The organism is Metabacillus idriensis, assembly GCF_050483325.1.
Classification (GTDB): domain Bacteria; phylum Bacillota; class Bacilli; order Bacillales; family Bacillaceae; genus Bacillus_P; species Bacillus_P idriensis_A.
Genome location: NZ_JBCMYF010000001.1, coordinates 89,094 through 107,606, shown reverse-complemented (window position 1 = coordinate 107,606; position 18,513 = coordinate 89,094). Strand labels below are relative to the sequence as shown.

At 41.6% G+C, this 18,513-nt stretch carries 14 protein-coding genes; 5 read left to right on the top strand and 9 right to left on the bottom strand.

Going from position 1 to position 18,513, the window contains the following annotated elements; genetic code table 11:
• Nucleotides 1-64: 64 nt before the first annotated feature.
• Together ABEQ24_RS00555 and ABEQ24_RS00550 are read right to left on the bottom strand one after the other, a co-directional pair.
• Nucleotides 65-1,045, bottom strand: a complete 981-nt coding sequence (locus tag ABEQ24_RS00555) for a sortase domain-containing protein (protein ID WP_430004940.1) — start codon at nucleotides 1,043-1,045, stop codon at nucleotides 65-67.
• A gap of 59 nt (nucleotides 1,046-1,104) precedes the next feature.
• Complete coding sequence (locus ABEQ24_RS00550; RefSeq protein ID WP_430004939.1) at nucleotides 1,105-2,451, bottom strand: copper amine oxidase; 1,347 nt, start codon at nucleotides 2,449-2,451, stop codon at nucleotides 1,105-1,107.
• 162 nt (nucleotides 2,452-2,613) lie between these two features.
• Here ABEQ24_RS00550 and ABEQ24_RS00545 point away from each other — a divergent pair, with 162 nt between their 5' ends.
• Nucleotides 2,614-3,294 (top strand): response regulator transcription factor, encoded by a 681-nt coding sequence (locus ABEQ24_RS00545; protein WP_430004938.1) that lies wholly within the window; start codon nucleotides 2,614-2,616, stop codon nucleotides 3,292-3,294.
• An 856-nt stretch (nucleotides 3,295-4,150) separates the two neighbouring features.
• On the opposite strand, the gene ABEQ24_RS00540 is transcribed toward ABEQ24_RS00545, so the two are convergent.
• Nucleotides 4,151-5,068, bottom strand: coding sequence for a response regulator (locus ABEQ24_RS00540; protein ID WP_430004937.1), 918 nt, complete (start codon nucleotides 5,066-5,068; stop codon nucleotides 4,151-4,153).
• On the bottom strand, nucleotides 5,065-6,378 hold the full coding sequence (locus ABEQ24_RS00535; RefSeq protein ID WP_430004936.1) for a sensor histidine kinase: 1,314 nt from the start codon (nucleotides 6,376-6,378) through the stop codon (nucleotides 5,065-5,067). Before ABEQ24_RS00535 ends, ABEQ24_RS00540 begins: the two co-directional genes overlap by 4 nt.
• A gap of 149 nt (nucleotides 6,379-6,527) precedes the next feature.
• Between ABEQ24_RS00535 and ABEQ24_RS00530 the strand changes: the two genes are divergently transcribed.
• The 3 genes from ABEQ24_RS00530 (at nucleotide 6,528) to ABEQ24_RS00520 (ending at nucleotide 10,789) form a co-directional block, all read left to right on the top strand.
• A complete protein-coding gene (locus ABEQ24_RS00530; RefSeq protein ID WP_430004935.1) occupies nucleotides 6,528-7,814 on the top strand; it encodes a cation:dicarboxylate symporter family transporter in 1,287 nt (428 codons plus the stop codon).
• Between the two features lie 48 nt (nucleotides 7,815-7,862).
• On the top strand, nucleotides 7,863-9,287 hold the full coding sequence (aspA, locus tag ABEQ24_RS00525) for an aspartate ammonia-lyase (protein ID WP_430004934.1): 1,425 nt from the start codon (nucleotides 7,863-7,865) through the stop codon (nucleotides 9,285-9,287).
• A 275-nt stretch (nucleotides 9,288-9,562) separates the two neighbouring features.
• Entirely contained in the window at nucleotides 9,563-10,789 is a 1,227-nt protein-coding gene (locus ABEQ24_RS00520; RefSeq protein ID WP_430004933.1) for an NAD(P)-dependent malic enzyme, read from the top strand.
• 149 nt (nucleotides 10,790-10,938) lie between these two features.
• Here ABEQ24_RS00520 and ABEQ24_RS00515 read toward each other — a convergent pair whose 3' ends face one another.
• Nucleotides 10,939-11,655 carry a YebC/PmpR family DNA-binding transcriptional regulator gene (locus ABEQ24_RS00515; RefSeq protein ID WP_133311787.1) on the bottom strand — a complete coding sequence of 239 codons (717 nt, stop codon included), beginning with the start codon at nucleotides 11,653-11,655 and terminating at the stop codon, nucleotides 10,939-10,941.
• 238 nt (nucleotides 11,656-11,893) lie between these two features.
• On the opposite strand from ABEQ24_RS00515, the gene ABEQ24_RS00510 reads away from it, so the two are divergent.
• Nucleotides 11,894-12,235: a general stress protein gene (locus tag ABEQ24_RS00510; RefSeq protein WP_430004932.1), complete on the top strand. Its 342-nt coding sequence runs from the start codon at nucleotides 11,894-11,896 to the stop codon at nucleotides 12,233-12,235.
• Between the two features lie 367 nt (nucleotides 12,236-12,602).
• Here the strand turns inward: ABEQ24_RS00510 and ABEQ24_RS00505 are convergent, their stop codons facing one another.
• The 4 genes from ABEQ24_RS00505 to ABEQ24_RS00490 all read right to left on the bottom strand — a co-directional run bounded on the left by ABEQ24_RS00505 (nucleotide 12,603) and on the right by ABEQ24_RS00490 (nucleotide 18,498).
• On the bottom strand, nucleotides 12,603-13,292 hold the full coding sequence (locus ABEQ24_RS00505) for an alpha/beta fold hydrolase (protein WP_430004931.1): 690 nt from the start codon (nucleotides 13,290-13,292) through the stop codon (nucleotides 12,603-12,605).
• Between the two features lie 168 nt (nucleotides 13,293-13,460).
• A complete protein-coding gene (locus ABEQ24_RS00500; RefSeq protein ID WP_430005273.1) occupies nucleotides 13,461-14,687 on the bottom strand; it encodes an MFS transporter in 1,227 nt (408 codons plus the stop codon).
• 222 nt (nucleotides 14,688-14,909) lie between these two features.
• The gene (locus ABEQ24_RS00495; RefSeq protein ID WP_430004930.1) at nucleotides 14,910-18,035 is read right to left on the bottom strand and encodes an MMPL family transporter; all 3,126 of its coding nucleotides are present in this window, start codon (nucleotides 18,033-18,035) and stop codon (nucleotides 14,910-14,912) included.
• Nucleotides 18,036-18,048: 13 nt separating this feature from the next.
• Complete coding sequence (locus ABEQ24_RS00490; protein WP_430004929.1) at nucleotides 18,049-18,498, bottom strand: MarR family winged helix-turn-helix transcriptional regulator; 450 nt, start codon at nucleotides 18,496-18,498, stop codon at nucleotides 18,049-18,051.
• Nucleotides 18,499-18,513 lie beyond the last annotated feature (15 nt).

Genomic DNA, 18,513 nt, shown 5'->3' with positions numbered 1-18,513 from the left:
CTTTCGCGTCAGTTAGTGCAAAAAAACCGATCTCTTGTATCAGATCGGTTTTAAAAAAAATTATTTATTTTACGGCTGTGATTTCAGAAGGCTTTGATTCCTGCCCATAAGCATCAATGGCTGTTACATAATAAGTGTGATCTGCGGCGTTTTCATCAGTAAAGCTTTTTCGTTCATGTGCCGAGATGCTTCCGGCTTTTTCAAAACTGCTGCCATTTTTATCTCCTCTGTAAATTCGGTAACCTACGATATTTTCTTTTCGTACCGCGTGCCATGTAATAAACGTGCCATTTATCTCTACACTTTCAGGTGAAGCAGGAGGTGCTTCTTTCTTGATTTCTTTTTCTTTTTTTAATTCAGTAAACACGACTAGTCTTTCTTCATGTGTACCAGCTGATCGGTTGAATGTGCCTGAGCATGTAATCAGGTTTAGATTTTGTCCTTCTACCGTCTGAAAGATTTCATCAATAGGAGCCGATCCCCGCGGATAGCTCTCTTGATTTTTCACAATAAAAGTCAGGGCCGTTCCTTTTTCATCCGTCACGATTATTTCATCACCCTGCTTTAAGTCTTTTAAGTTGAAGAAGATGGCAGGTCCTGTTTTGCTGTCCACGTGTCCTGCAAGAACAGCGCTTCCTCTGTTTCCAGGTTTTACCCCCGGTTCAAACCAGCCGACATCATTGATTGCCTGAGGGACTCCCATCTGTCCGTTTTCTATAATACCTACCTGCTCAATGTTCGCTTCTACATTTATTGAAGGGATTTCTACTTTAACAGGCGTTATGCCTTTCATTTGAGCCGATTGTCTTGCTTGTGCATCTGTCAGCTTTTTAACTTCAGATTTTAATAGAGTAAACTCATTGGTTAATGGGCTTTCCGTGTTTTCAGATTCAGCGGCTGCATTCTCGGTCTGAACTTTCGTTTGCTCTGCTGTTTTAGGGGGCTGTTTTTTAGAGGAATGCTGATCTGGAAAAATACCATAGTTGTAGCCTGCGAGGATAAAACAGATAAGACTGCTGATTGTAAGAAAGATGATTTTTTTCATAGGACCGATACCCCTCTTTTATTGAAGAAGAAGAGAGGTCTCCCTCTCTCCACTTATATTTATTTTTGTTGATTAGCTGATTTTCTTCGGAACAAAAACAGTGCTGTAAGAGCAAGGAGTGAACCAAGTCCTGCAAATGTCATAGCAGAAGCAGATGATGCTTCGCTTGCTCCGCCCATTCCTGTTTTCGGCATATCTTCAGGCATTTCAGAAGCTGCAAATTCATCAGGCATTTGCGTTACAATTGCATTTCCCAATGTTTGGCCTACACCAAACATGTATTTGTAGCCTTCGCGGAATGATTGGTAAGAAGCATCATAGTCTCCTGCAACATATTGATCAAATGTTTGAGTGACAAGTGCTTCATGCGCTTTAATAGCACCTTCTGCATCTTTGGCAGGAAGGTTTTCACCAGTAGCTGCACCAAGGAATGCACCAAAATCCATTGCAAACTGATCAAGCTTAGCTTTTGCTTCGTTTACTTTTGCCTCATCGCCTTCAAGAGTGGCTGCTACAATTTCAGCCTGTGCATTGATATGGTTGCCCTGCCATACTTTTTCAAATTGTGCTGCGCCTTCCTCGCCGTAGATAGATCCGATTGCCGCTTTGAAGTCTGCCGTGTTTGCATCTTCAGACCAGCTGACGAAGTCGTAATCTTCTTTTTGGTCAAAACCTTTTTGCATGCCTGCAGCTGCTAATGCGAAATGTTCAGCTGCAAGACTGTTTAATGTTGAACGAAGATCTGCTGCAGGAGTATCTGATTTTGTGTTTTCGAATTTTTCAGGCATTTGAGTCGTGATAGCTCCTGCTAATGCGTCACTGATGACGTACATGTGCTTGTACCCTTCGCGGAACGTTTCATTCGCTTCTTTATAGTCGCCTTCTACGTAGTTATCAAATACTTCAAGAACTTGTGCTTCGTGAACTTTTACCGCTTCTTCAGCTGCTTCTTTTGGAAGCTTGCCTTCAGTTGCTGTTCCTAAGAAAGCAGAAAATTCTTCTACAAATTCCGCAACTTCTTTTTCAGCTTCTGCACGGGCATTTTCATCTTTATCTTTTGCAGCGTTTACTAGATCTGCTGTGTAATCATTGTGGCCTCTGAAGATTCTCTCAAATTCAGCTGCGCCTTCTTCTCCATATACCGAAGCAATTGCCGGCGTCATGTCAGCAGCGTTTTGATCAAGTGCTTTATTTGCGGCTTCTGCATCTTTTGCACCATCATACGATTTTGTCATGGCCGATACGGCTAAAACGAAGTGTTCAGATAAGAGATAGTCTAAATCTGCTCTAAGTTGAGCGGCCGGCGTACCAACTGTCGGCTTCATTTCTTCTGCTTTGGCTGTTCCGAAAGCTGGGACGAGTAACGATAAGCTAAGTGCTGGTACTAATAACTTCTTGATTTTCATGATTACACTCTCCTCATTTTTTTGAGCTCTTTTTGAACTTCTTGTTAAGGATAACGAGAGGGTTTTCCAAATGGATCACTTTTTTTGTTTATTTTCTTTTATTCCTATAAAATGACTTGAGAGAATTGTTTTCGAATGATTAGAACAGCGGGGGAACTCTGTATGAATGAACCGACAATTTTGATAATTGACGATGAAGAACCGATGAGATCATTGATTAAGACCTTTTTAAACAAAGATGGCTATACCGTTTTGGAAGCTTCCAATGGCCTGGAAGCTCTCGAACTGATTTCAAAAAAAGAACCAGACCTTATTCTTGCGGATATCATGATGCCTTTTATGGATGGATTTGCTTTTGCGGAAGAATTAAAGAAGGCTTATCACATCCCGCTTATTTTTTTATCTGCCAAGGGAGAAGAATGGGATAAAATTCATGGTCTTAAGCTTGGCGGAGACGATTACATTGTTAAGCCGTTTCATCCAGGAGAGCTGCTCGCGCGAATTGAATCCGTTTTAAGAAGAGCCAACTACTCTGTCAAACAGACTTCAGAATTATCGATTGGCCCGCTCGTTCTGGATTCCATGGCCTACCGTGCATATATCCATGGCAAGCCGCTTTCCTTAACCCTTAAAGAATTTGACATGCTGTCTCTGCTGGCTAAAAATAAAGGAACTGTTTTTTCGAGGGATCAGCTTCTTCAGGCTGTTTGGGGAAACGATTACAAAGGCACCGGGAGAACAGTCGATACCCATATCAAAACCCTGCGGCTGAAACTAAAGGACGAGGCAAAAATGATTCAGACTGTATGGAGTGTGGGGTATAAGTTTGAAGTGGGCAATTGAGCAGCAGAAAAATGCAAACGACCGATTGATCTAACGGAAAAACGCCTACTTCCGTTTTTCGGGTATCATAGTGGGCCGTTGAATACTCGGATCTCGCTTACTAAAAGTTAGGGAATCCTTGGAGGCGACTGATTCTTATATACGGTTCTCCTCACCAGTTTAAGCAGAGGATTTCTATGTACGGTTCTCCTCACCAGTTTAAGCAGAGGATTTCTATGCAATGTAAAGGGAGAAAACAAAAAACAGGCTGGGACAAAAGACTTTCAGCCCCCAAAAAATCCGAACTATTATGTGAAATTCCAAGTTGAATTTCGTTATAGTTCGGATTTTTTTTTTTGCTCTTTTCATAAATATTGTTGCTGCAGTACTAATTGTAGAAACCTTAAAGTGGATTGCAGCGGAAGGAACTTGACTCCTGCGGGAAAATAGAGCGAAATGGAAGACCCCGCAGGCTCGCCGAGGAGGCTTCCACGCTCCCCGCGGAAAGCAAGTTCCTGGAGCGGAAAGGAACGGACATAATTTATCAAGTAAGAACAGCCATTTATGCGAAAATAGCCATTTCTTTTAAGGGTTTTCGCACACTTCAATGTTCGGCTTTCATTCTGGAAATTATCGTTACGTCCCAGTCTCATTAAATAAAATGCAAGAACCCTTATGTTATAAGAGATTTATCATGTCTTTCCTAAAACAGACATTAGATAATACGTGCTGTGACAACGCCTTCAATTAATCATTGTATAAGCATATTACCCACGGCTTCTGTTCACCATATCTGAGATGTATAAATCATCATACCTTGAGATGGATGTGGTAATCTTTCCAACCCTGCCCGGAACGTTTCGATGAAATTTATTTGCTAATCCACCAATTGCTGCGCTTCTATATAGAGCGATTGAATGAATTTTTTCATGTTGATTCGGCTTTGATTGGTGCTTCGTTCACTTTTATCTTCAAGCTCCAGCATTTTCTTTCGGACTTCCGGGAAATCGAAAAATGTGGATGAATACGCTTCGAATTTTGGATTCGTGTAATCTGTTAACCCTAAAGAGGCAATATAGTTGAGCGCCTGGTAAATAGCTCTGCGAACCCGTTGTTCGGAAGCTTTCATTTCTTTTTGTACTTCCGCCTCGGCAGCCTGTTCTCCAAGCTTTTTTTGGGCATTTCCATAAAATATTTCCTTTAGAGGCGGAAAGATGTAGGAAGATCCGTACTTTTGTTTATCATCCTGCAGGAATCCTAAAATTTTCATCAAGTCTTCACTGCCGCTTTCTCCGATCATCCCCAAATCCGAAATCAATGAACGGCCTGCTTCGATTATATTTTTTGTATGAGAAGAGCTGGATGGCGGCGACTGATGACCTGTAAATAATGTTAACGATTCTTGAATGCCCCGAATTGATTTTTCCAAAATCACCCGCTCGTTTACCTTTTTTAACACTCCTGCTATTTCAAGGCGGTTTAACGGCTTTGTGATGTAGTATTCTGCTCCTGCACTATATGCTTCCCCTATGAGCTCCTTTGCCTCCATTTGAGAAATCATCACGAATTTCCCCTGGAATTCAGAAGAAAGAACACGAATTGTTTCAATTCCATCCCTCTTTGGCATCAGTAAATCCATAAGCACCACGTCTACTTTTTTGAGCGCAAGCTTCCCATTGTCCACCAATGATCCGTCTTCTGCTTCACCCACCACTTTGCCTAAATCCTCATCCTCAATCATGTCTGTCAGCATCGCTCTAATGGCTGGATCATCGTCTATAATGAAGTAGTTCAATTGACCTGTCCTTTCTGTATCATCGCATCAACCGGAAGACCGATGACAAATATGGTTTCTTTATGACTATCTATTAGCTTAATATGTCCGCCAAGCTTGTCAACGGTTTGTTTCACATACGAAAGTCCAATGCCTGTAGAAGGATTGCCCCAAGCATCATACTTCGTTGTAAACCCCTCTTTAAAAATGACTTCTTTCAGCTTTTGCTCAATGCCTGGTCCATTATCACAGACCTTAAATTCTACCATCCGGTCTCTTCGAATGACATACAGCGATACATGTCCCTCTTGTTCAATGGCTTCCAACGCATTTCCGATCAAGTTATTTATCAATGATAATACCATGTTTACTTGATATGGCGGATGTTCCCCTTCTACATGCAGAGAAAACGAAACTTGTTTATTCAATAACTCCGCATACCTTCTATTTGAAACAAACATAATGTTGCTCAGCTGCTCAATGCTCATGTAGTCCTCTAGCTTTTCAGAGTTCATCAACTTTGATAGTCCCGCATAAATTCGCTGATTATCTTTTTTCATTTCATGCACGAGACCTGCGATTTGCAATGCTGTTTGAGCCTCATGACCATGGGAATCTCCCGATTTCAGCCTGCGATAAAAATCATAACATTTGTGGGTGATTTCTTCTGCATTTTGCATCGTTTTCTTAAGCTGAACAGATTCCTCATACAAATTCGAAATGAACAGCAGCATTTGCTCGTTTTGTCTGCGCTGCTCTTCCTCTGCCAATTTTGCTTCTCTCAGTTTAATAATGTTAAAAAAACCAAGTACAAAAAAACTTCGGATAAACGCGATAAAGATAATCTGTTTAATTGCGTGAAATGAAATGATTTGATCCGCTAACGAGGATCGAATCGCCATTTCTGACATACTTGCACAAAATTCAATGAGCACACCCAGTAATCCAATCATAAACGGCTTGTTATGCTGTTCATTCAGCTTTGTAAGATGAAAGATGATAGCGTACATGGCGTAATAAAGAAATACCGGAATATGACGGTAAATTGCCTCTTCAACCGGTATGTCACTGATAATGACCGAAAGCAAAAACCGAAACACAAACACACTTGTCCCTGTCAAAAACCCTGCAATATACGGGTGAATGCCCCTGTTCCATAACAAAAACAAGAAAAATGCCGGTGTCCCCAGGCTGACGCGGAATGCATCATTGAACGGATAGAATTTAAACTCTCCAGCGAGCGGCACGGCAATCATCATCAATAAAACGGCTAAAATTCGTTCCTTCAGTTCGGACACCTCCATACCAAATAATGTACAAACATTACACATTGTACTCAAACCTTTGGAAAGTTGAAACAGTTATGAGAAAATTTTTTTTATATTTTTATAAGTATTTGTAGGTTTTCGTATGATTCAGTAGGTTATTGTAGGTAACCGCTTACACTCATATTAGTAATAGACTTGAAGGGGTGGATGGGATGAAAAAATTAAAACTTGGCTTAGCTTGGCAGATTGTAATTGGTCTCATTTTAGGAATCGCGGTTGGAGCTGTCTTTTATGGAAATCCAAATATAGAAGGACTCCTCCAGCCGATTGGAGATATTTTTATTCGCTTAATTAAAATGATTGTCGTGCCGATTGTCGTCGCAACACTAATTGTCGGTGTTGCCGGAGTGGGTGATATAAAAAAGCTAGGAAAACTTGGCGGCAAAACGATTCTATACTTTGAAGTCATCACAACCATTGCGATTATCGTCGGGTTGCTGGCTGCAAATATTGTACAGCCCGGTGCAGGCATTCAAATGGATGAGTTAGGTACAGCAAGCATCGATCAATATGTCGATTCAGCCAATGAACAAAATAGTCATGGAATTGCCGATACTTTCGTTAACATTGTACCTTCGAACATATTTGAGTCCTTAATGAAGGGCGATATGCTTGCGATTATTTTCTTTTCAGTATTGTTTGGTCTTGGGGTAGCATCACTCGGTGATAGAGGGAAGCCCGTTTTGACCTTCTTTGAAGGTGTTGCCGAGTCCATGTTTTGGGTGACAAATCAAGTAATGAAGTTTGCACCGTTTGGGGTATTTGCCTTAATCGGCGTCACGGTTTCAAAATTTGGACTTGCGTCCCTTATTCCGCTTGGCAAGCTTGTAATAGTGGTATACGGTGCCATGATCTTCTTCGTATTGATTGTACTAGGATTAATTGCAAGATGGTGCGGCACCCATATCTTTACGATCATGAAAATCTTGAAAGATGAAATGGTACTCGCTTTTTCTACCGCAAGTTCAGAGGCGGTGCTGCCAAAACTAATGGAAAAAATGGAGCGCTTCGGTTGTCCAAAAGCTATAACGTCTTTTGTCATTCCTACAGGGTATTCTTTTAATCTGGACGGCTCGACAATTTATCAAGCGATTGGAGCTTTATTTATCGCACAAATGTATGGAATTGACATGTCTATTCCAGAACAGCTGACCCTTGTGTTAGTTCTGATGGTAACTTCAAAGGGAATGGCTGGCGTACCTGGTGCCTCATTTGTCGTGCTCTTGGCTACGCTCGGCGCAATGGGACTGCCGATGGAAGGATTAGCTTTTATCGCAGGTGTGGATCGTGTATTAGATATGGCACGAACAGTGGTCAATGTGATAGGAAACTCTCTTGCGGCCATTGTCATGTCTAAATGGGAAGGTCAATTCAATGAACAAAAAGCGCAAGATTATATCAAATCACTTGATGCCAGTAATCAAACAAATGCAGCATAATCTTTCTTAACATCATAAGTGAGCAAGATATAGATGGGGGAGTTCAACTTGAAAAACGAACATGTACGAAAAGAAAAAGATTTTTTGGGTGAAAGAGAATTGCCTATTAATGCCTATTACGGTGTACAAACATTAAGGGCTGTGGAAAACTTTCCGATTACAGGCTATCGCATTCACGAGGAATTAATTAGAGCATTGGCAATCGTCAAAAAAGCGGCTGCGCTCGCGAATATGGATGTGAAACGCTTATATAAAGGCCTTGGAGATGCGATTGTTCAGGCAGCAGACGAAATCATTGAAGGAAAATGGCATGACCAGTTTATCGTAGATCCGATCCAGGGCGGTGCCGGTACATCCATGAATATGAATGCAAACGAAGTTATTACGAACCGTGCACTTGAGCTGCTCAGCAAAGAAAAAGGGGCATATGTTGAATTGAGCCCAAACAGCCATGTCAATATGTCACAATCAACGAATGATGTGTTTCCAACCGCAATTCATATTGCAGCACTTCATTTAGTTGGAAAGTTGTTAGACACTATGCAATATATGCAGGAAGTGTTTAAAAAAAAGGCAAAGCAATTCGATCATGTCATTAAAATGGGCCGTACACATCTCCAAGACGCGGTGCCGATCCGACTTGGCCAAGAGTTTGAAGCTTACAGCCGTGTATTAGAGCGCGATATCAAACGCATTCAACAATCACGCCAGCATCTGTATGAAGTAAATATGGGGGCAACAGCGGTTGGCACAGGCTTAAATGCAGACCCCCGCTATATCAAAAATGTGGTCAAGCATTTAGCGGACATCAGCGGTCTTCCTCTCGTTGGTGCCGAGCATCTTGTTGATGCAACACAAAATACGGATGCCTACACAGAAGTCTCTGCCGCCCTAAAAGTATGTATGATGAACATGTCGAAAATTGCCAACGACCTCCGTTTAATGGCATCAGGCCCTCGCGCGGGATTTGGGGAGATATTCTTGCCGGCTCGACAGCCAGGCTCATCGATTATGCCGGGAAAAGTAAATCCGGTTATGCCGGAAATGATTAACCAAGTGGCATTCCAGGTAATTGGCAACGACCACACGATCTGTTTGGCTTCTGAAGCAGGTCAGCTTGAACTAAATGTGATGGAACCTGTGCTTGTATTCAACTTACTTCAATCAATCAGTATAATGAACAATGCATTTCGTTCATTCACCGATTACTGCCTTGCAGGCATTGAAGCAAACGAAGACCGGTTAAAAGAATATGTAGAAAAAAGCGCAGGAATTATTACAGCTGTAAATCCGCATATTGGATACGAAGTGGCTGCACGCATCGCACGAGAAGCCATTATAAATGGAAAATCTGTACGCGAGCTATGCCTTCAATATGATGTATTAACAGCAGAAGAGCTTGATCTCATTTTAAATCCTTACGAGATGACAAACCCGGGGATAGCAGGTGCCGCCCTTTTTGAAAGAGAGTAACCCGCTGTTTAAATCCGCATAAATCATTGGAAATGGATTAAAACATCTATGTCAGTGATTTCGTATTAGAGGATGCCAATCTCTCCTGCGGGGTCCTTGTTAAATGCTTTATGAACCTTTATGAGCTTATACAAGATGTAAGAACAGAAAAGCCTAAATGCGATAAAAAACAATTATGATCATACAAGATTAAGAGGGATATAGAAGGCTGAAGAAATACCCTTTCTTCAGCCTTCCCCCTTTTTTTACCGATATGCGAGAGGAGAAACAAAAAGATGAACAGTTTACGTGAAAAAGCGTTGCAGATGCATAAAGAAAATAAAGGAAAACTTGGTGTTCACTCGAAAGTTCCGGTGCGTGACGCCTATGATTTAAGTCTTGCTTACTCCCCTGGCGTTGCAGAACCGTGCATGGAGATACATCATGATGAATCAAAAGTATATGACTATACCATGAAAGGCAATCTTGTTGCGGTCGTATCAGATGGTACGGCTGTACTTGGGTTAGGAAACATTGGACCGCGTGCTGCAATGCCTGTAATGGAAGGAAAAGCCCTTCTCTTTAAATCATTTGCCGATGTGGATGCCTTCCCTCTTTGCCTCAATACGACTGATCCTAAAAAAATTGTGGAATTTGTTAAATTGATAGAGCCTACCTTTGGAGGCGTTAACTTGGAGGATATTGCAGCACCGCAATGTTTTGAGATTGAAGAACAATTACGAAAAGCTTGCAACATCCCTATATTTCATGACGACCAGCATGGAACAGCGATTGTAACAGCTGCCGGGTTGATTAACGCCCTTAAGCTTGCAGGTAAAAAGTTAGAAGAAATTTGTGTTGTTGTCAATGGAGCAGGTGCAGCCGGTGTAGCGATTGTGAAGCTTTTACTGCAAATGGGTGTAAAAGATGTGATTTTATGTGACACAAAAGGAATTATCTATAAAGGTCGCCCTATCGGCATGAATCCTTTTAAAGAAGAAATGGCACTTATCACGAATTTAGAGCAGAAACAAGGAACATTAATAGATGCGATGGCTGGATCCGATGTCTTTGTAGGTGTATCGGCTGCCGGTGCTATCAATGAAGAAATGGTTCAGTCCATGAATCATGATCCAATCATTTTTGCTCTCGCTAATCCAATCCCGGAAATGATGCCTCAAGAAGCAAAAGATTTGGGTGCTAAAGTAGTCGGTACAGGTCGGTCCGACTTTCCGAACCAGGTTAACAATGTTCTTGCCTTCCCTGGTATTTTCCGCGGTGCGCTGGACGTAAACGCAACCGAAATCAATGAAATAATGAAGTTAGCAGCCGTTTACGCTATTGCCGAACTCATTCCAGATCAAGAGCTTCATTCAGACTATGTCATTCCAGATCCATTTGACCGCAGAGTTGCGGCTCACGTTGCAGCAGCTGTAGCACAGGCGGCAATAGACAGCGGAGTGGCCCAGACAACTATCAACCCAGAAGACATTAAAAAACACTTATTATCCCTAAATGAATAAAACATTCTTATTATACTCAAATCGAAAATTAGATAACTTTCAGTATATTACATTCAAAGAAGAATCATTAAAATAACAAAAAACGGGTACTAAATGGCTGTGCACTTTAGTACCCGTTTTCTTCTGTATTTTTCTTCTTTCTGCCGTTATTAACCTAAATCCACATTATGATAAACCTGCTGAACATCTTCTAAATCTTCCAGGGCATCAATCATTTTTTCGAATTGTGCCTGTGCATCTTCAGGAAGCTCCATATCATTTTGTGCAAGCATTGTCAGCTCTGCAACTGAAAACTCTGTAATACCGGCATCTTTAAATGCTTTTTGAACAGCATGAAACTGATCAGGTTCTGCGTAAACAATCACTGAATCCTCTTCTTCCATAATATCGCGCACGTCCAGGTCTGCTTCCATTAACAGCTCAAGGACATCATCTGCTGTTTTGCCTTCAATGCCAATAACAGCTGTTGCGTCAAACATATAGGCAACAGATCCATTCACTCCCATGTTGCCTCCGTTTTTGCCAAAAGCAGCACGAACATCTGAAGCTGTACGGTTTACGTTGTTAGTCAGAGCATCAACGATGACCATTGATCCATTTGGTCCAAATCCTTCGTAACGAAGTTCATCATAGCTTTCTTCTGAACCGCCCTTTGCTTTTTCAATCGCGCGGTCGATAATCGCTTTTGGAACACTGTATGTTTTTGCACGCTCAAGAACTACTTTCAAAGCCTGATTTGATTCTGGATCCGGCTCGCCCTGCTTTGCTGCTACATAAATCTCGCGTCCGAACTTAGCATAAATCCGGCTTGTGTTAGCATCTTTTGACGCTTTTTTCTCTTTAATATTATTCCACTTGCGACCCATATTCTTTCACTCTCTTTCCATTCATATAAAAGGCCATTTCGAGGCCTGTAAAAAGTTGGCTGTACATTTAAAACTAGTGATTTCCTTCATTCAATCTATTATATCAAATTCACCCGATTTTTCACGAGTTACTTGCTGAAAAAAGAAGTGCCGCCGCTCTTGTGAAGAATCTTCCAGAACAACTTCTCGTTTACCCAGTTAATAGAGCGGGTATCTCTAACCTATGGAGGCGATACAAATGAAACCAAAATTCAAAGTATTCCACGATGACGAGCAATTAAGCAAATCAATTGATACATTAAGACATGATGGTATCAGAGATGACGACATCTATATTCTTTCACATGACAATGACCATGTGAGACGTGACCGCAAAGAAACAGATGCCAACAAAATTGGAGTAGGCGTAACCGGAGTCGGAACTGCCCTGAAAAATGTGTTCCGCAGCAAAGGCGATAAACTGCGCGTAAAAATGGAAGAAATCGGCTTTGATAAAGAAATGGCTGAAAAGCTTGAGGAAGAGCTGGATAAAGGGAAAACGCTGCTGGTTGTAAGAAATCAGGATGAAGTGACGTTTTGATCTATTTTATGAATTAGTTGAAAGGTTTTAAAATGCACTAGCATAATTATTTTATTTAAAGTCAAGGTATATAAAGAAATGACTTGATAACAAAGAAGGAATAAATAATGTCACCTGTTATATAAGGAAAAAATAGAAGGATAGATAAAAGCAGAACTTTATCAGCTTTATCTATCCTATAAAGTCAATGATTCTCCTAATTCGAATGCTCTTCTCTGTCCCCTTCGTGCGAGAGTGGGAGTTCTTTTTCTCTATTAAAAAAGACTGGCAGGGATGTTAACCCCTGAGAGCTCAGCGTGAAGTGCCAGGGAGACGTTCTCCCGAGGGACACTGAGACGCAGGTTGGGCATTCGAAGCTTTAGGAAACTCATGAATGAAGAAAACCTTTTACGGCAGCTAAGAAGGATGGTAAATTAGCTTCATGCACAAAGTGCCCAGCATCCTCTATCGTCACCAATTCGCAATTCGGAATCAGCTTAGAAACTTCCTGCAATTTGTTTTGAGGAATATGACTGGATCCGCCGCCTATAATAAGAGTCGGCATGATAATGTCGGTAAGCCGCGCCCACCATTCGGGATTTGGATCATTAAGCTGCCGCAGAATCGAAGGCACAACCAGCCAATCAAACGGAAGGGGATCAGCTGGTTTGGAAGGAACTTCGATCAGCTTATCCAGAAAAGGAGGAGGAGTGTCTTCAACAATTAGCCGTTCTACCCTTGATGGAAACGTTTCAGAGAAAAGGTAGGATACTGTCCCACCCATGGAATGACCAATTAGCGTAAACCGTTCCAAATTCATTTCATTCGCAAAATGAAGCAAGTCATCGCACATCAGTTCAAAAGTGTATGTACTTGTTCTTGCACTCCCGCCGTGCCCCCGTTGATCTAATGCTAGAACACGGTATTTTTCTCCTAATACTGCAGCCGCTTGATCCCATGATTCTGCACTTTTTCCCAGCGCGTGAAGTGCAACCAGCGGAGGTGCAGAAGGTTCACCGCTCTCACGATATTGAAAAGTGAGTCCATTCAACTCAATTTGATTCACCCGTGTTTCCATCTTAGATCATCTCCTAAGGCGGGTTTCGTCATTTAAACCCGTTTATTTAATATCCATACATATATATTTCAGCGAATGTATGAATATTTCCTTCATAAACACTTCTCCTCCTAGTTGACAGGCATTATCCTGGTTTTGAGTACTCAAAGAGTGCGTATGATTCCCTAACTAATTGGAATGTTCTTTCAAGATTGGCTTTCCTGTTTCAATTAATACTTTGTTTCTGCCTAAAAAGAGTGCTAGGATTAAAATGAGCAGCCCTGTTCCAATAAGCAGCCATTCAATTTTTATGAAATCTGCAAGCGGACCGAAAATAAGCATGCCAAGCGGCATCATCGATGTCGATATCATTCCAAATACACCAAAAATTCTTCCTAGATAATTTTCTTCGACTCTCTCCTGCAATAAAACCATTGTCGGGGTATTAAATATTGGAATAGCCACTCCAAATACCGCCATAAAAATTAGATAAATCCAAAAGACAGGTACAATCCCAAGCGCAAACGTACAAGCGCCCATTAAAAGACTTGCGAATGTCATTGTATAAACTTTATTTTGAAAGCCGCCCCATGAAGCAATAATGATTCCGCCAAGCATCATCCCAATCGAAAAAGCGATTTCGATTGCCGTTAACCGAAAGACACCGTCGCCGAAGCTGCGGGTAACTTGCAGCGGTGTTAAAAAGGCTGCAGGAGCCATCAAGACAAAGAAAAAAGCGAAAAACAGAAAGAATTTCTTAAGAAAATCATGATTCTTAATGTACGTTATTCCTTTTTTAAAATCTTCGTAATAGCTCGTAGTTTGTTTTTCGGAAGCTTTCTCATGCACTGGAATATGAAAAAACGCAAGTAACGTCAGAATCGCAGCTGCTGCAGTAATGACATCTATCAGAAAAATCATTTCGATGGAAGCCACTGTTAACAGAGCTGCACTGACGATTGGAGACACAAACATAATAATTGCCTGAAGACTTCCATTTGTTCCGTTCACTTTCGTCAGTTTATCCTTTGGAACGATTTGAGGTAAAATGGCTCCGACAGCAGGGGTTTGAATGCCTGTCCCAATCGCACGAACTGCTGCCATTACAAAGAGCAGCCAAATCGCATCATATCCCATAAAATAGACAATAGCGAGGATAAGTGTTGAAATCGCTATCAGACCATCTGATAAAATAATCAGCATTTTCCGGTTGTAGCGGTCCGCCCACACACCCGCGATGGGTGATAAAATAAAGGTAGGGATGAACCCGCATATGATAAACAGCGTCATCATCAGACCTGATTCTGTAGTAAGTGTGATATACCACATAATTGCATATTGAACCAGGGACGAACCAAAAAGTGAGATTGTCTGGCTGCTTAAAAACAGAATAATATTTTTTTTCCAATCTTTCATTAAATGTTCATTTACTGAGTTCACCTTAATCACAACCTTCTCTAATTCTGCTTTTATCATTTTTATTAAAGAATGAGGACAATGATACCTGCTAATTCCACTCATTAGCTTATCAATATTACCTATAAATTTCCAGTCGCTGCTATTACTTTTTATTTTTAGTAAATAACTCAATCTGCAGAACAAGCCGTCCCCAAGAGAACGGCTTGCTTTTTATCCTATTCAGTTCGAAACCCTCTTAAAAGGCCACCAGTTCCCCTGCCCAAAACTCTTCACCATTACCGGAATAAACAGCGGAAGAATCACCAGCGCATATAAGAACAATCCTATTAATATAATGGATGCAATCTGCAGCAATGACAGCATTCCAGACGGCATCATCGCAGCAAAGGTTCCGCCAAGGATAACTGCTGCTGAAATAATGACAGTTCCCATTTTCTTCATAGCCATGAGCATCGCTTCTCCTACTGAGAGATCACGGTATTCGTTAAATCTATCCATGAGGAAGATGCTGTAATCAACTCCAAGAGCGACTAAAATAACAAATCCAAAGAATGGCACTGCCCAGCTGATGCCGGCATACTGCAGAATGTCTACAAAGATTACTTCATTAATAGCCATAGATGTAAAATAAGCCAAGACTAAGGATCCGATAATATAGATTGGCATAATAATAGATCGGAACATGAAGATTAGAATAATTGAGATTCCCACAAGCATCAGGACAACCGTTCTAGAATAGTCCTGTGCCGAAACTGTGCTTAAGTCTGCATTCGTGCTTGTAATTCCGCCGACTGCGACGACTGCGTTTTCAAGTTTCGTATCTTTCACAGCTCTCTCTACCGCTTCTTTCATTTCAGGCACTTGTTCAATTGCTTCATTTGAATAAGGACTTGATTCCATGACAACATCCAAAGTCATTGTTTTGCGGTCCTCTGACATGTAGGCATCCAGCGCCTGTTCAAATTCTTTGCTCTCCAACACTTCTTGAGGCAAGTAAAAACCATTTGTATCTGATGTTTTTGATAAACCTGCAAGGTAATCCTGAGCGGATCCAAGTCCGTCTGAAACTTGATTGAGGCCATCTGCACTCTGATTCAGACCATCTGTCAGCTGCCCTAATTGGCCTCCTAGATCTCCAAACCCCTCAAGCAGCTGCCTTTGTCCGGAGTTGATTCCGTTAAGTCCATCCGTAAACTTCGGCATGTTCTCTATAATTTGCCCTTGACCGTCAGCGAGCTGACCCAGTCCTGAGAGCTGCTGATCCATACCTTTTATGAGTGCATCAAAACCTCCGGAAATTCCAGCCTGGCCTGTATTCGCTTCAGCAAAACCTGCGTTTGCCTGATTCATGCCTGCTGTCAATCTTGATAAACCGGAGTTCATTTCTGCTAATCCTGCTGAAATCTTAGTCAGCTCTCGCTGGGATGCTCCCACTGTTCCCTTTATGTTTTGATACTGTTCTTCATCTTTTATACCTGTGTATTTATTTTCAAGATAGGCAAAATCCTTCTCGGTTTGAGCCATGGCACCACTTAAAGCTGAAAGGCCATTTTGAATCTGTGCATATTGAATACTCAAGTTTTGCAAATTCCCCTGAATATCTTTGTAACTATTAAGGAGCTCATTATAGCCCGCAAGCAATTCCTCACTGCCGGCTTTAGCCTGCTCCAGTCCTTTCTTAATTTCTCCTGATCCTGCTGAACCCTGACGAATTCCATTTTCGATTTTTGCTAAATTCGCCTGAACTTCAGTCAGTCCGGATTGAAGCTCAGAAGTACCGGAAATTAAGCCGTTTATCCCCTCTGTTGCATCATTCAGCTCCGGCTCTGACTTAGAAAGCTCGCTGCCTGCTTCATTTAGACCTTTGCTGATCTCATCAAGTCCTTCTTTCCCATCTCCAATTCCCTCTCCAAGGTTTTCCGCCTGTTTGGCGACAAAGAAATCTTCGATCGGTTCTCCTGCCGGACGGGTCACAGAACGAACGTTATCGACCAGGTCCACTTTTTCGAGCTCCTGGCTGATTTTTTCTGCAAGTGCCGCATATTCTGCTGAATCCATTTTTTCATCATTTTTCATGACAATCTGAGTCGGCATGGACTCCCCTGGACCAAAGCTGTCTGCGATCGCATTGAATGCTTTGATTGACTCTACATCCCCGCTGACTTCTTCAAGTGAATCAAAAGATAATTCTCCGTCATAAACTGCCAGAAATGGCACGCATATCGCAGCAACTATCAAAAGCGACAGAAAAGGACGTGCAAGCGAAAACCTTCCTAATACTGCCCAAAGTCTGCTTTCCCCATGCTCTGCTTTGCTTTTGGACGGCCAGAAAATCTTTCCGCCTAAAACCGCCATGAAAAATGGAACAATCGTAAACAAAGCCACTAGTAAAATAGCAACCCCAACAGCAACCGCTGAAGCAGATTGATAGAGTTTAAACTGTGAAAAACCGATTGCCGCAAAACCGATCATTACGGCAGCACCGCTGAAAAACACGGTGCGTCCTGCATTTCGGTAAGTTGCCACAATGGCTTCAGGCACCGTTTCATGAGCAGATAATTCTTCTTTAAACCTGCTTAGAATTAAAATACAGTAATCCGTTCCGATCCCAAACAGGACCGCAACTAAAAAGATTTGTGTATAGTTTGAAATCGGAAAATTAAAGGAATCGACTAAAAATGACACAATCGACTGCGAAGCCAAATAACTGAATCCAACTGCAAGCAGCGGAATAAGCGGCGCGACAATCGATCTGAAAACAAGGAGCAGAACCCCTAAAATAAAGACAACTGTAATGCCTTCTGTCTTTTTAAGCCCCTCTTCTGAGCTTTTCATCAAATCTTCATTAATCATCCAGTTTCCCGTATAATCGTGTTCCACCTTCACATCTTCGATCGCACCGTACAGGGCTTCTCTGACCTCACTAGGCTCTCTGTCATTCAAAGCTACATTGACAGATGCCAAGATCGCTTTTCCATCCTTCGATACAAGCTGTTCTTTTAAGCTTTCTTCGTTAAAATGCGTGAGAATTTCTGTAATGCCAAGTTTATCTTCCTTTTTCTCAAGCAGCCTGATCGCTTTTTCAGCTTCGGCAATTTCTGTTTTCGTCAGTTGTTTTTCACTGTAAAAAACCAGGGCCACACTGCTTTCATCTCCGCCGCCTTCATCCCTTTGCACTTCGTCTAAAATCTCAGAGGCATATGAAGAGGAGTATCCTTCTGGCACATCAATCTGTCCTTTTTCCCTGACTAAGTCCGCCATATTCGGGGCTGCAAACAATAACCCTGCCACAACAGCAATCCAGGCAATCAGAACAAGCCATTTGCTTTTAATAATTGTCTTCATGATCTTCCCCCAGTTAATCTTCTTTGCTTTCGATTAATACTTGGTTGAGCTTTTCGTAGGTTTCAATAAATTGTTTAATTTCCATTGGATCAAACTTATTAATAAAAGATTCCACGAGCTTATGAATGCGGTCTTCCGCTTTTTCAAACATGTCATTTCCTTTTTCAGTCAGCGTCAAATAAACGACGCGGCGGTCATTTTCATCACGCGTCCGCTCAATCAGTCCTTTTTCATACATTCTTGTAATAATTGCGGTTATCGCACTTTTTTTCACATTGAACACTTCTGAAAGCTCAGAAGATGTACATGAGTTTGCCTGATTGATATATCTGAGCATGTAGTGCTGGTCATTTGTCAGATCGCTCCCAATCTGCTCTTTAACCAGAGTCTCTGCAATGCTTGTAACGGAGAAAGAAACCTTTATGTAGCGATCGACAAGTTCTTTTATGTTTTCTCCTGACATTTCATCACCCCATTT

Excerpts from the sequence above, each read along its gene's own strand:
- ABEQ24_RS00555 (WP_430004940.1), bottom strand. The coding sequence starts at position 1,045 with ATGAAAAAAATCATCTTTCTTACAATCAGCAGTCTTATCTGTTTTATC.
- ABEQ24_RS00550 (WP_430004939.1), bottom strand. The coding sequence starts at position 2,451 with ATGAAAATCAAGAAGTTATTAGTACCAGCACTTAGCTTATCGTTACTC.
- ABEQ24_RS00545 (WP_430004938.1), top strand. The coding sequence starts at position 2,614 with ATGAATGAACCGACAATTTTGATAATTGACGATGAAGAACCGATGAGA.
- ABEQ24_RS00535 (WP_430004936.1), bottom strand. The coding sequence starts at position 6,378 with ATGTGTAATGTTTGTACATTATTTGGTATGGAGGTGTCCGAACTGAAG.
- ABEQ24_RS00530 (WP_430004935.1), top strand. The coding sequence starts at position 6,528 with ATGAAAAAATTAAAACTTGGCTTAGCTTGGCAGATTGTAATTGGTCTC.
- ABEQ24_RS00520 (WP_430004933.1), top strand. The coding sequence starts at position 9,563 with ATGAACAGTTTACGTGAAAAAGCGTTGCAGATGCATAAAGAAAATAAA.
- ABEQ24_RS00515 (WP_133311787.1), bottom strand. The coding sequence starts at position 11,655 with ATGGGTCGCAAGTGGAATAATATTAAAGAGAAAAAAGCGTCAAAAGAT.
- ABEQ24_RS00510 (WP_430004932.1), top strand. The coding sequence starts at position 11,894 with ATGAAACCAAAATTCAAAGTATTCCACGATGACGAGCAATTAAGCAAA.
- ABEQ24_RS00505 (WP_430004931.1), bottom strand. The coding sequence starts at position 13,292 with ATGGAAACACGGGTGAATCAAATTGAGTTGAATGGACTCACTTTTCAA.
- ABEQ24_RS00500 (WP_430005273.1), bottom strand. The coding sequence starts at position 14,687 with ATGAAAGATTGGAAAAAAAATATTATTCTGTTTTTAAGCAGCCAGACA.
- ABEQ24_RS00495 (WP_430004930.1), bottom strand. The coding sequence starts at position 18,035 with ATGAAGACAATTATTAAAAGCAAATGGCTTGTTCTGATTGCCTGGATT.
- ABEQ24_RS00490 (WP_430004929.1), bottom strand. The coding sequence starts at position 18,498 with ATGTCAGGAGAAAACATAAAAGAACTTGTCGATCGCTACATAAAGGTT.